The 12,213-nt window shown below is 67.1% G+C and carries 12 protein-coding genes; 11 read left to right on the top strand and 1 reads right to left on the bottom strand.

Going from position 1 to position 12,213, the window contains the following annotated elements:
* The first annotated feature begins 44 nt into the window (after positions 1–44).
* From G3545_RS24505 to ftsH, 11 genes are all read left to right on the top strand, one after another.
* Positions 45–677, top strand: coding sequence for a TetR/AcrR family transcriptional regulator (locus tag G3545_RS24505; protein ID WP_170016568.1), 633 nt, complete (start codon positions 45–47; stop codon positions 675–677).
* Positions 678–758: 81 nt separating this feature from the next.
* The gene (locus tag G3545_RS24500; RefSeq protein WP_170016566.1) at positions 759–1,202 is read left to right on the top strand and encodes a DUF2852 domain-containing protein; all 444 of its coding nucleotides are present in this window, start codon (positions 759–761) and stop codon (positions 1,200–1,202) included.
* Positions 1,203–1,425: 223 nt separating this feature from the next.
* On the top strand, positions 1,426–1,959 hold the full coding sequence (gene ybgC / locus G3545_RS24495; protein WP_170016564.1) for a tol-pal system-associated acyl-CoA thioesterase: 534 nt from the start codon (positions 1,426–1,428) through the stop codon (positions 1,957–1,959).
* A 272-nt stretch (positions 1,960–2,231) separates the two neighbouring features.
* Positions 2,232–2,945 carry a protein TolQ gene (gene tolQ / locus G3545_RS24490; RefSeq protein WP_170016562.1) on the top strand — a complete coding sequence of 238 codons (714 nt, stop codon included), beginning with the start codon at positions 2,232–2,234 and terminating at the stop codon, positions 2,943–2,945.
* A gap of 6 nt (positions 2,946–2,951) precedes the next feature.
* Positions 2,952–3,404: a protein TolR gene (gene tolR, locus G3545_RS24485; RefSeq protein ID WP_170016560.1), complete on the top strand. Its 453-nt coding sequence runs from the start codon at positions 2,952–2,954 to the stop codon at positions 3,402–3,404.
* A 5-nt stretch (positions 3,405–3,409) separates the two neighbouring features.
* The gene (locus G3545_RS24480) at positions 3,410–4,387 is read left to right on the top strand and encodes a cell envelope biogenesis protein TolA (RefSeq protein WP_170016558.1); all 978 of its coding nucleotides are present in this window, start codon (positions 3,410–3,412) and stop codon (positions 4,385–4,387) included.
* 34 nt (positions 4,388–4,421) lie between these two features.
* A complete protein-coding gene (gene tolB, locus G3545_RS24475) occupies positions 4,422–5,789 on the top strand; it encodes a Tol-Pal system beta propeller repeat protein TolB (protein ID WP_170016556.1) in 1,368 nt (455 codons plus the stop codon).
* A 166-nt stretch (positions 5,790–5,955) separates the two neighbouring features.
* Entirely contained in the window at positions 5,956–6,456 is a 501-nt protein-coding gene (pal, locus tag G3545_RS24470) for a peptidoglycan-associated lipoprotein Pal (RefSeq protein ID WP_170016554.1), read from the top strand.
* 199 nt (positions 6,457–6,655) lie between these two features.
* Positions 6,656–7,675 carry a tol-pal system protein YbgF gene (gene ybgF, locus G3545_RS24465; protein ID WP_170016552.1) on the top strand — a complete coding sequence of 340 codons (1,020 nt, stop codon included), beginning with the start codon at positions 6,656–6,658 and terminating at the stop codon, positions 7,673–7,675.
* On the top strand, positions 7,662–8,723 hold the full coding sequence (tilS, locus tag G3545_RS24460) for a tRNA lysidine(34) synthetase TilS (RefSeq protein ID WP_246702558.1): 1,062 nt from the start codon (positions 7,662–7,664) through the stop codon (positions 8,721–8,723). The genes ybgF and tilS overlap by 14 nt, the downstream gene beginning before the upstream one ends.
* A gap of 149 nt (positions 8,724–8,872) precedes the next feature.
* Positions 8,873–10,789 carry an ATP-dependent zinc metalloprotease FtsH gene (gene ftsH / locus G3545_RS24455; RefSeq protein ID WP_170016547.1) on the top strand — a complete coding sequence of 639 codons (1,917 nt, stop codon included), beginning with the start codon at positions 8,873–8,875 and terminating at the stop codon, positions 10,787–10,789.
* Positions 10,790–11,002: 213 nt separating this feature from the next.
* On the opposite strand, the gene G3545_RS24450 is transcribed toward ftsH, so the two are convergent.
* On the bottom strand, positions 11,003–12,091 hold the full coding sequence (locus G3545_RS24450) for an ROK family protein (protein WP_170016545.1): 1,089 nt from the start codon (positions 12,089–12,091) through the stop codon (positions 11,003–11,005).
* Positions 12,092–12,213 lie beyond the last annotated feature (122 nt).

Here is a 12,213-nt window from a genome sequence, read left to right as displayed (position 1 = left end):
AGTGACATCGACGCCGGCCTCCGCCTGATGTAAGTGCTCTTCACATGAGCTGGTCGAAGAATGACGGGCCGCGCGGCTATCATCATGGCAACCTGCGGGAAGCCCTGATGAAGGCGGCGCTCGACCTGATTGCCGAGCGCGGCCCAGCCGGCGCCACCTTCGCCGAGGCGGCGCGCCGTGCCGGGGTCAGCCCGGCCGCGCCCTACCGTCATTTTCGCGACCGCGACCAATTGCTGGCGGCCGTCGCCGCGTCCGGCTTCGAGCGTTTCGCCGACGCCCTGAAGGCGGGCTGGGACGAAGGCCGCCCGAGCCCGACGGAGGCCTTCGAGCGCATGGGCCGCGCCTATCTCGAATTCGCCCGTACCCATCCGGCGGACTATGTCGCGATGTTCGAATCCGGCATCGCCACCGATGCCGATCCCGCGCTCGCGCAGGCGGGCCAGCGCGCCTTCGGCGTGCTGCGCGAGGCCGCGGAGGTGCTGGTGGCGCAGATGCCGGCAGCCGGGCGCCCGCCGGCGCTGATGGTGGCGCTGCACATCTGGGCGCTGGCGCATGGTGTCGCTTCGCTGTTCGGCCGCGCCGACGGCGCACGGCGGCGCACACCGATGCCGCCGGAAGAGCTCCTGGAAGCCGGTTTTCTTATCTACCTCAAAGGCTTAGGCGACAAGCCCGAGTAAGTCGGCGCGGCCGATATTGACAACCGGCTTTGAGCTACCTAACTATGTAAATGTGTTTAACATTAACCAGGGACCGATGCCATGGAGCTTGCACAGAAGCTCGACTCATACGGCAAACCGGCCTGGATCGCCCTCACGGTCCTGGGCTTCATGGCCTGGTGGCCCCTGGGTCTGGCGATCCTGGCCTTCTCGATAGGGAGCGGACGCATGGGATGCAGAAGCAGGCAAACGGATTTCGCGCATTGGCAGGAACAGGGCCGCGACGCCGTTCGTAACGCCTTCGACGGGCGTTGGGGTCGTGGCGGCCAATGGGGCCGCGGCTTCCGCCCGAGCGGCAATCGCGCCTTCGACGAGTATCGCGAGGAGACACTGCGCCGGCTCGAGGACGAAGAGCGCGAGTTCAAGGATTTCCTTGAGCGCCTGCGTCAGGCCAAGGACAAGTCGGAGTTCGACCAGTTCATGGCCGACCGCCGCAACCGTCCGGCCACCCCGCCGCAGCCCCCGGCCGAGAACACCGGCAATTGAACTCTACGGATGGCCGGCCCCGCGCCGGCCATTTCGTTTTCGTGTCCAACGCGACGTCATCCTGAGGTGCGAGCCGTAGGCGAGCCTCGAAGGATGCTGAAGCAGAAGACGGCCATCTAGGACGGGCATCCGTCGAGGCCGCTTCGCGGCACCTCAGGATGACGTGGCCCTCCAAACCGCGCCCTTTGTTCACAAGGGGCGCGGTCTCGTTTATGAGGGCGCCATGAATGAGCGCCTCGATCTCCTGAAGTCCGATCCCTTCCTTGGCCTCGCCGGACGGCTGGTGCCGGGCGGCCATGTGCTGGCGGTCCGCGTCTATTACGAGGACACCGATTTCACCGGGATCGTCTATCACGCCAACTACCTGAAATTCATGGAGCGCGCGCGCACCGACCATTTGCGCCTGATCGGCGTCAGCCAGAGCGAATTGTTCGGGCAGGCGCTGGAGGAGGCTCCGGGCTTCGCCTTCGTGGTGCGCTCCATGAGCATCGACTTCCAGCGCCCCGCACGATTCGACGACGTGCTGGAGATCCACACCTCCCCGATCGAGGTCGCCGGCGCCTCCATCACCCTGCTGCAGCGGGTGATGCGCGGCAGCGAACTGCTGGTCGAGGGCAAGGTGAAGGTCGCCTTCGTGGCGCAAGGCCGCGCCCGCCGCATCCCCGATGCGCTCCGCGCCGCGATGAAGGCGGCCAAAGCCGAAGGCACACCCGCGCCCGCCGAAGGCACCCCGGTGCAAGCGCCGACCGCGACGTGACGCCGCGGTCTGTTGCGTGGCAGCAACGCTAACCGGCGATTAACCTTATCAAGGGCTAAATGACCGCGGTGCGGGCCTTTGCACGCCCAAGTTTCGTCGGATTCCCCGCAGAACACGGGCCGTGGGTGACGGGGCGTACGTGACGGAACGACGGGCGTCGTCGTGTCCGTGGATTTCGGAATGCCACACCTATCAAAGGGCGTTGGTGAGTATCTGCGTACCGGCCGCCGGCCGGGCGAACCGCCCGATTTGGGTGCCGAGGTTGAGGTCCTATGAATCCTGCCGATGTGGCGCAAACGGCGATGGCCGCCCCCAGTGCCGATCTGTCCCTGATCGGGCTGTTCCTTCAGGCCCACTTCATCGTGAAGCTGGTGATGGCGGGCCTCGTCATCGCCTCGGTGTGGGTGTGGGCGATCATCATCGACAAGACCATCCTGTTCACCCGCATGAAGCGGCAGATGGACCGTTTCGAGCAGGTGTTCTGGTCCGGCCAGAGCCTGGAGGAACTGTACCGCTCGCTGTCCGGCCGACCGAATCACTCCATGGCCGCGATCTTCGTCGCCGCGATGCGGGAATGGAAGCGCACCTATGAAGGCGGCGCCCGCTCCTTCACCGGGCTGACCCAGCGCCTCGACAAGGTGATGGACGTCACCATCTCCCGCGAGGTCGAGCGGCTGGAGAGCAAGCTGCTGGTGCTGGCCACCGTCGGCTCCGCCGGCCCGTTCATCGGCCTGTTCGGCACGGTCTGGGGCATCATGACCAGCTTCCAGTCGATCGCCGCCTCGAAGAACACCAGCCTCGCCGTCGTGGCCCCCGGCATCGCCGAAGCCCTGTTCGCGACAGCGATTGGCCTCGTTGCCGCCATTCCGGCGACGATTTTCTATAACAAGTTCATTTCCCAAGTGAATCGCCAGGCATTGCGACTGGAGGGCTTTGCGGACGAGTTCTCCGCCATCCTGTCGCGCCAGATCGACGAGCGGGGCTGACGCGCCATGGGGATGGCATCTGGAGGGGGAGGCGGCTGGCAGTCGCGGCGCTCACGCCGACGCGGCGGCGCGGCCGTCATGTCCGAGATCAACGTCACCCCGATGGTCGACGTGATGCTGGTGCTGCTCATCATCTTCATGGTGGCCGCGCCTTTGCTGACCGTCGCCGTGCCGCTGGACCTGCCGCAGACCGACGCCAAGGCGGTCGAGCAGGACCGTGAACCGCTTGTCATCTCCATCAACGACAAGGGGCAGGTCTTCCTGCAGGACACCGAGATCGACGTGACCGAGCTGGTGCCCAAGCTCCAGGCCATCGCCAAGGCCGGCTATGACGAGCGCATCTTCGTGCGCGGGGACCGGAGCGTCGACTACGGCACGGTGATGAAGGTGATGGGCCGCCTCTCCGGCGCCGGCTTCAAGCGTGTCGCCCTCGTCTCCCTGGTCGAGCAGGGGGGCTGAGCGACATGCGCGCGGGTATCGCCTCCTCCACCGCACTTCATGCCGGCATTCTCGGCTTCATGATCTTCTCCTTCGCCTCGCCGCATCCCTTCGATGTGCCGCCGGCGGAATCGATGCCGATCGACATCATCTCCGACGCCGAGCTGTCGCAGATGATGGCGGGCAAGAAGACCGCGCCGAAGGTCGAAGCGCCGAAGCCGGTGGTCGAGAAGGTCGATACCCCGAAGCCGGTCGAGAACCTCGACGACAAGCCGACCGACAAGCCCGAGGTCAAGGCCGCCAACGAGCCGGCGCCGCCGCCCCCTCCCCCGCCGGAGGTGAAGCCGCCCGAGCCCAAGCCGCCCACCCCGCCCAAGGCCGAGGTGAAGCCGCCGGAGCCGGCCCCGACGCCGCCGAAGGAAGCCGAATCGCTCAAGCAGAAGCCGCCCGAGAAGAAGGACGAGCCGAAGCCCGAGCAGGCCAAGATCCCGCCGCCGCCTCCCCCGGTGCCGCCGAAGAAGCCGCCACCGCCCAAGCAGGTGGTGCAGGCGCCGCCGAAGGAGCAGGACGAGCGCAAGTTCGACGCCAACCAGATCGCGGCGCTGCTCGACAAGCGCACGCCGCAGCGTACCTGGTCGGCCGGCGAGACCATCAACAACACCGCCTCATTGGGCGCGACCCGCGGTACCTCCGCGACCCTGTCGCAGACCGAGCTCGACGCCTTGCGGGCGCGGCTGATGGGACTGTGGAACCCGCCGGCCGGCGCCGCCAATCCGGAGGAGCTGATCGTCACGATCCGCATCCGCCTGAACATCGACGGCACGCTGGCCGGACCGCCGCAAGTGGTCTCCTCGGGCCAGAGCGGCTTCTACATGACCGCGAGGGAGAGCGCGGTCCGCGCCGTCTTCCGCGGCCAGCCCTTCGATATGCTGAACCCTTCCAAATACGACGCCTGGAAGGACATCGAGATCACCTTCGATCCGCGCGAAATGGTGCGCGGCTGACGCCGACGGCGAGAATTGTTTCGAGACATTGGACATGACCAGGTTCATCAACAAAGCCAGTTCCCTGCCTATCCCCGGCATCAGCCGCCGCACGGTGCTCACCGGTGCGGGCGCGCTCGGTGGCCTCTCGCTGCTCGGCGGCGGCGCGGCGCAAGCCGTGCTGAAGCTCGACGTCACCCAGGGCACGGTGCAGCCGCTGCCCATAGCCATCTCCGACTTCCAGGGCGGCGGCAGCCCGCAGGATGCCGAGGCCGGCAAGGGCGTCACCCAGATCATCACCAGCGACCTGCGCCGCTCCGGCCTGTTCGCCCCGATCGACCCGGCCGCCTTCGTCGAGAAGATCGCCAACCCGGACGCCTCGCCGCGCTTCCAGGACTGGCGCGTCATCAATGCCCAGGCCCTCGTCACCGGCCGCATGACCCGCCAGCCCGACGGCAGGGTGAAGGCGGAGTTCCGGCTGTGGGACGTGTTCGCCGGCCAGCAGCTGATCGGCCAGCAATACTTCACCCAGCCGGAGAATTGGCGCCGCGTCGCCCACATCATCGCCGATGCCATCTATGAGCGGCTCACCGGCGAGAAGGGCTATTTCGACACCCGCATCGTCTTCGTCGACGAGTCCGGCTCCAAGGAGAAGCGGGTCAAGCGCCTCGCCATCATGGACCAGGACGGCGCCAACGTGACCTATCTGACGCGCGGCGACGACCTCGTGCTGACGCCGCGCTTCTCGCCGACCAGCCAGGAAGTCACCTACATGTCCTATGGGCGCGGCGACCCCCGTGTCTATCTGCTCAATATCGAGACCGGGCAGCGCGAAGTGGTCGGCAATTTCCCCGGCATGAGCTTCTCGCCGCGCTTCGGGCCGGATGGCCAGAAGGTGATCCTCAGCCTGCAGCAGGGCGGCAATTCCAACATCTTCGTCATGGATTTGCGCTCCAAGGCAACGACCCGGCTCACCGACACCGCCGCCATCGACACCGCGCCCTGCTATTCGCCCGACGGCTCGCAGATCGTGTTCGAGAGCGACCGCGGCGGTACCTCGCAGATCTACCTGATGGGCGCCGACGGCTCGAACCAGCACCGCATCTCCTTCGGCGACGGGCGCTATTCGACCCCGGTCTGGTCGCCGCGCGGCGATGTCATCGCCTTCACCAAGCAGGCCAATGGGCGCTTCGCCATCGGCATCATGCGCACCGACGGCCAGGGCGAGCGCATATTGACCGAGGGCTACCACAATGAGGGCCCGACCTTCGCCCCGAACGGGCGGGTCATCATGTTCTTCCGCGATCCCGGCGGCTCGGCGGGCGCGCAGCTCTACACGGTGGATATCACCGGCTACAACGAGCAGCGCATCCCGACCCCGAGCTATGCCTCCGATCCCGCATGGTCGCCGCTACGCTCATGACCCCATGATGCGATTAACCTATTGGAAACCATAACGAACGGTTTCGCAAACATGGTGAATCCCGACGCTTTGCGGAAAGGTCTCGTAAAGGTTGACGGATCATTCATCTAGTGAGGAAACCGCAGGACCGGCCCACCCGGTCGCAGGAAAGTCAGGAGTCGCCGGTATGATCCAAATGATGCGCATTCTCGGCGGTAAGCGCGCCGCATTCATTGTCGGGCTCGCTCTGCTCGCCGCCGCCTGCGCCAAGAACCCGATGGACGGTTCGGGTGCCGGCGCTGCGCTCGGCTCGGCGCCTCCCGGCAGCCCGCAGGAATTCGTCGTCTCGGTCGGCGACCGCGTGTTCTTCGAGAGCGACCAGACCGACCTGACCCCGCAGGCCCGCGCTACCCTCGACAAGCAGGCGCAGTGGCTGCAGCAGTACAACCGCTACAGCTTCACCATTGAAGGCCACGCCGACGAGCGCGGCACCCGCGAATACAACATCGCGCTCGGCGCCCGCCGCGCCCAGAGCGTGCGCGACTATCTTGCCAGCCGCGGCATCAATGCGGGCCGCATGCGCACCATCTCCTACGGCAAGGAGCGTCCGGTCGCGGTGTGTAACGACATCTCCTGCTGGTCGCAGAACCGCCGCGCCGTCACCGTGCTGAACGCCGCCGGCTCCTGACGCACGCACAAGACCGTTTGAGAACCAAGCCGGCTCGCGCCACATCCGCGGGCCGGCTTCGTCTTTCCGGAGCCGGAATCCCATGCGGAAAGCGCTTCGAAAGTCACACTTTGGACGATATCCCTGCCGTATGCTGCGGCATGAATCCGGCGGACTGGAATCGCCGCCGGAAGTTACGTCGAAGCCCCCCGCTGTCGCCATGATTGTCCGCTTTACGCGCCCCCGCGCCGTGCTTCTCGCCGTCTCGCTCGCTGGCCTCGGTGCGCTCGCGCCCGCCGGCGCGGCCTTCGCGCAGCAGAACAACAACAATTTCTTCGGCAATCTGTTCAAGCCGCCAGGCCAGGTCGGCCAGCAGCAGCAAGGCGCGTCTCCCGAGAGCGATCCGGGCGAGCTCACCGTGCGCATCGACCGCCTGGAGAACCAGATCCGCCAGCTCACCGGCCAGATCGAGCAGTTGCAGTACCGCAACCAGCAGCTCGAAGGCCAGGTGAAGCGCTACGAGATGGAGCTGGACTACCGCAATGGCGGCACCGGCCAGCCCGGGGCAGCGCCCGGCGGCCCGGCCCCTGCCACGACCGCGGGCGGCGCTCCACCGATTCGCGCCGCGCCGGCCACCGGCGGCGGCGTGCCCTCGATCATGGCGCCCCCGGTCGGTGCACCGGCATCGACCCGCCGCTCCGATGCCTTCGATCCAAATGCCAATCCCGGCGCGCCCGGCATGCCGCAGCAGCTCGGCACCACGCTGCCGTCGCCGTCAACCGCTCCGGGCGGCCCGGTGGATGCCGGCGGGCCGCGCCCCGGCGGCGGCACGCAGGTCGCCACCCTGCCGCCGTCCAACAGCCCCAAGGACCTCTACGACCTCGCTTACGGCTATATAGTGCGGCAGGACTACGGCCAGGCCGCCGACGGCTTCCGCGCTTTCCTGCAACAATATCCGGCCGACCGCGCCGCCCCCGACGCCTATTACTGGCTCGGCGAGAGCGACTATCTGCGCCAGCAATACAAGGAAGCGGCGCAGAGCTTCCTGAAGGTCTCGACCGACTATCCGAACGCCACCAAGGCGCCCGACGCGCTGCTGCGGCTCGGCCAGTCGCTCGCCGCCATCGGCGAGACCGACGCCGCCTGCGCCACCTTCAATGCGGTCGGCAACAAATATCCCCGCGCCTCGTCGACGGTCCGCCAGGCGGTCGAGCGGGAGCAGAAGCGTGCCCACTGCTGAGGCGGCCCCGCTCGCTCCTGTCCCAAACCAGCTCGATCCGGAGCGGCTCCTTACCTCGTTCCAACGCCACGCGGGGATCCTGCTCGCCATCTCCGGCGGGCCGGATTCCACCGCGCTGCTGCTGCTCGCCGCCCGCTGGCGCGCTGCCCGCAGCGATGGCCCTCGCCTGTTCGCAGCCACCATCGATCACGGCTTGCGCCCCGAAGCGCGTCAGGAGGCCGAAGCGGTCGGCACCCTCGCCGCCGGGCTCGACATTCCCCACGCCATCCTGACCTGGAGCGGCGCCAAGCCGGCGCACGGCCTCCAGGAGGCGGCGCGCGCGGCGCGCTATCGGCTGCTCGCCACCCATGCACGCGCGCTCGGCGCCCGCGCCATCGCCACCGCCCACACGCTGGACGACCAGGCCGAGACCGTGCTGTTCCGCCTGATGCGCGGCTCCGGCATCAGCGGCCTTGCCGGCATCGCCTCCGAGCGGGCGCTGGACGAGCTTGCCTTGCTGCGCCCGTTGCTGGAGGTGCCCAAGGCCGCGCTGATCGCCCATTGCCGGGATGCCGGCGTGGCGTTCGTCGAGGACCCCTCGAACCGCAATCCGCGATTCGCCCGCGCCCGCCTGCGCGACATCCTTCCCCCGCTGGCCGCCGAGGGGCTGGACGCCGAAGCGCTGGCGCGGCTCGCCGCCCGCATGGCCCGCGCCGACGCCGCGCTGGAGGCGGCAACTGAAGCCGCGAACGCAACCATCCATCTCATTCCGCCCTCGGATGTGCTCATCCACCTCGACAAGGCGGCGCTGTTCGCCCTGCCGGACGAGATCGCGCTGCGCCTCATCGGCCGCGCCATCGACCGGGTCGGGCATGAAGGGCCGGTCGAACTCGGCAAGCTGGAAGCGCTGCAGGTCTGGCTCAAGGCCGCCGCCGATGCGCCGGGCGGCGCCCGGACCACCGCCCGAACCACCGCCCGAACCCTTGCCGGCGCGCTGGTCCGGGTGGAGGTAAAGTCGGTCTCGATGCGCCCCGCACCGCCCCGCCGCACGCCGATTTCTTCACTCTGACGCGAAATTGCGTAGGCACTCGCGGTGCCGTTCGGTCGCTACACCTTGGCAAGTACCGAGGCCGGACCTAAATTACGATGCGAAATGGGAGGGACCGCCAGCGCCGGCGGTACCGAGCACCGGTATCATCCGGTGCCGAGAGGACAATGATGAACGCGAATATCCGCAACTTCGCCCTGTGGGTGATTATCGTTCTCCTGCTACTGGCGCTCTTCTCGCTGTTCCAGAACCCGACGCAGCGTCAAGCCGCCAATGATGTCAGCTTCTCGCAGCTTCTGACCGAGGTCGACCAGGGCCGCGTGCGCGATGTCTTGATCCAGGGGCCTGAGATCTCCGGCACCTTCACTGACGGCCGCACCTTCCAGACCTATGCGCCCAACGATCCGTCGCTGGTGCAGCGCCTGTATGGCAAGGGCGTCTCGATCACCGCCAAGCCGCTCCAGGACAATGTGCCGTGGTTCGTCAGCCTGCTGATCTCCTGGCTGCCCTTCATCGCCCTGATCGGCGTGTGGATATTCCTGTCCCGCCAGATGCAGGGCGCCGGCGGCAAGGCGATGGGCTTCGGCAAGAGCCGCGCCAAGCTGCTGACCGAGGCGCATGGCCGCGTTACCTTCGAGGACGTCGCAGGAATCGACGAAGCCAAGAGCGACCTCACCGAGATCGTGGAATTCCTGCGTGACCCGCAGAAGTTCCAGCGCCTCGGCGGGCGCATCCCGCGCGGCGTGCTCCTCGTCGGCCCTCCGGGCACCGGTAAGACGCTGCTGGCCCGAGCCATCGCTGGCGAAGCCAATGTGCCGTTCTTCACCATCTCCGGCTCGGACTTCGTCGAGATGTTCGTCGGCGTCGGCGCCTCGCGCGTCCGCGACATGTTCGAGCAGGCCAAGAAAAACGCGCCCTGCATCATCTTCATCGACGAAATCGACGCGGTCGGCCGCCATCGCGGCGCCGGCCTTGGCGGCGGCAATGACGAGCGCGAGCAGACCCTGAACCAGTTGCTGGTCGAGATGGACGGCTTCGAGGCCAATGAGGGCATTATCCTCATCGCCGCGACCAACCGCCCCGACGTGCTCGACCCCGCGCTGCTGCGTCCCGGCCGCTTCGACCGCCAGGTCATCGTGCCGAACCCGGACGTCGTCGGCCGCGAGCAGATCCTGAAGGTCCATGCCCGCAAGATCCCGATCGCGCCGGACGTCAACCTCAAGGTGATCGCCCGCGGCACGCCCGGCTTCTCCGGCGCCGACCTTGCGAACCTTTGCAACGAAGCTGCCCTGATGGCCGCGCGCCGCAACAAGCGCATGGTCACCATGAGCGAGTTCGAGGATGCCAAGGACAAGGTGATGATGGGTGCCGAGCGCCGCTCGCTCGTCATGACCGAGGACGAGAAGATGCTGACCGCCTATCACGAGGGCGGCCATGCCATCGTCGCGCTGAAGGTTCCTGCCACCGATCCGGTGCACAAGGCCACCATCATCCCGCGCGGCCGTGCCCTCGGCATGGTCATGCAGCTTCCAGAGCGCGACAAGCTCTCGATGAGCTATGAGCAGATGACCTCGCGCCTCGCCATCATGATGGGTGGCCGTGTCGCCGAGGAACTGGTGTTCGGCCACGACAAGGTGACCTCCGGCGCCGCCTCCGACATCGAGCAGGCCACTCGCCTCGCCCGCATGATGGTCACGCGCTGGGGCTTCTCCGACAAGCTCGGCCAGGTGGCCTATGGCGAGAACAATGATGAGGTGTTCCTCGGCATGTCGATGCAGCGCCAGCAGAACGTCTCGGAAGCCACCGCGCAGACCATCGACAGCGAGGTCCGCCGGCTGGTCGACGAGGGCTATGCGGAAGCGACCCGCATCCTCACCGAGAGCAAGGGCCAGCTCGAGGCGCTCGCCCGCGGCCTGCTCGAATATGAGACGCTGTCCGGCGACGAGATCATCAACCTGCTCGACGGTCACCCGCCGGTGCGCGACACCACCATCGAGCCCGCCAATGTGCGCGGCTCCGTGGTGCCGACCGCCGGCAAGAACCGCCCGCGCCCGGACACCGGCATGGAGCCGCAGCCGCAGGCGTGAGCCTTGCGAGACTGACTGAATCGAAACGCCCGCTGCGATGAGCAGCGGGCGTTTTGTTTTGTCACAACGTCATCCTGAGGTGCCGCGAAGCGGCCTCGAAGGATGCCCATCCCCGATGAACGCCCACTGCTTCAACATCCTTCGAGGCTCGCTACACTCGCAGCTCAGGATGACGTGGCACATTTGAGTCACTCGCAGACTGCCGACCGCCCCTCACCCCTTCTTCTTCACCTTCTCCCGGTTGGTGAAGCGGGCATTTCCCAGCCCCGTTCCAACAGTGAGCACACCCCAGCGCTCGACATCCTGCATGAAGGGCAGCTGGCTCAACCCCTGCACCACCGCGTCATTGTGCAGGACGATGGCGGTGTCGGCGCCGGCGATGTGCGGGATCGCCTCGCGCAGCGCCGCCGGCAGGTTGAAGCGCCGGCTCTCCCAATTGCCCGGCAGGTTCTGCGCCCCGGTCTCGATGCCGCCGGCCTCGGTGATCTCGCCGGGGCAGCCTATGCCGATGAAGGGCGCGAGCTTGAGCTCCTGCTTTTCGGCATCGCCGATCAGGTCCTCCAGCATCGCCACCAGCCCGTCGATCGCCTTCTCGCGGTCGAGCTCCTCATCGGCGTGCCGCCACAATTCGAAGCGGCGCACCGACGCCTTGGACAGGTCCTCGCGCTTCTTCACGTTCAGCTCGACGATGCCGGCGCGCATATTGGTGCCGCCAATGTCGACGGCGAGGATGCTGTCATGGCCGGAGAACACCCAGCTTGGCGCCAGGTGCACCGCGCCGATCAGCCCGGCCTCGTCCGGATCATGCCGGATCGGGCGCAGCTCGATATCGATCTCGGCCGCGCGCAGCAGCAGTTCGGCGCGGGCGATGGCGATCGCGGTGAAGCGGTTGGCGCTCAGCCCACCGCCGAGGACGACACGCTGCGTGTCGCGCCATTCCTTGGTGCGCAGCAGGCGGCGCACCACGCGCGCCAGTCCCTGCGCATAATCCTCGGCCGCGCTCAGCACCATCGCCTGGTCGAACGGCTCGCCCTCCATCAGCAGGCGGTCGAGCTGCTGCTTCGACACCTTGCCGGTCATCGGCTCGCCGAACGGATCCTTGCGCCGCTGTGCCGCCAGCGCGCGCCAATGGTCGAGCGCCTCGAAGAAGGCGTCGCGGCGCGCGCGGTCGCCGATGAAGCCCTCTTCGTCGCGCAGCTGGCTGTTATAGCCATCGACGATCACCGATGGCAGCAGCGCGGCGCCGTGGCCTGCTATGGCGGGACCGGGGATAGCCGGAGCCGCCGCGTTGTTCTTCGCCATATGTGGGGGTACCTTCGCCTCGATGGATGCACAACGGCGCCATAGTGCGAATGGTTTCATGGCGTAAGCCATGTTTGGTTCCGCCTGCATCGAATGCAGTTAGGGAACAATTGGTAATGTCT

Source organism: Starkeya sp. ORNL1, from assembly GCF_012971745.1.
Lineage (GTDB): Bacteria > Pseudomonadota > Alphaproteobacteria > Rhizobiales > Xanthobacteraceae > Ancylobacter.
The sequence above is the reverse complement of the archived record's forward strand: the minus strand, read 5'-3'. Positions and strand labels throughout refer to the sequence as shown.

Excerpts from the sequence above, each read along its gene's own strand:
- G3545_RS24480 (WP_170016558.1), top strand. The coding sequence starts at position 3,410 with ATGCGCGCGGGTATCGCCTCCTCCACCGCACTTCATGCCGGCATTCTC.
- ybgF (WP_170016552.1), top strand. The coding sequence starts at position 6,656 with ATGATTGTCCGCTTTACGCGCCCCCGCGCCGTGCTTCTCGCCGTCTCG.
- G3545_RS24450 (WP_170016545.1), bottom strand. The coding sequence starts at position 12,091 with ATGGCGAAGAACAACGCGGCGGCTCCGGCTATCCCCGGTCCCGCCATA.
- G3545_RS24505 (WP_170016568.1), top strand. The coding sequence starts at position 45 with ATGAGCTGGTCGAAGAATGACGGGCCGCGCGGCTATCATCATGGCAAC.
- ybgC (WP_170016564.1), top strand. The coding sequence starts at position 1,426 with ATGAATGAGCGCCTCGATCTCCTGAAGTCCGATCCCTTCCTTGGCCTC.
- pal (WP_170016554.1), top strand. The coding sequence starts at position 5,956 with ATGATCCAAATGATGCGCATTCTCGGCGGTAAGCGCGCCGCATTCATT.
- tolR (WP_170016560.1), top strand. The coding sequence starts at position 2,952 with ATGGGGATGGCATCTGGAGGGGGAGGCGGCTGGCAGTCGCGGCGCTCA.
- ftsH (WP_170016547.1), top strand. The coding sequence starts at position 8,873 with ATGAACGCGAATATCCGCAACTTCGCCCTGTGGGTGATTATCGTTCTC.
- tolQ (WP_170016562.1), top strand. The coding sequence starts at position 2,232 with ATGAATCCTGCCGATGTGGCGCAAACGGCGATGGCCGCCCCCAGTGCC.
- G3545_RS24500 (WP_170016566.1), top strand. The coding sequence starts at position 759 with ATGGAGCTTGCACAGAAGCTCGACTCATACGGCAAACCGGCCTGGATC.
- tolB (WP_170016556.1), top strand. The coding sequence starts at position 4,422 with ATGACCAGGTTCATCAACAAAGCCAGTTCCCTGCCTATCCCCGGCATC.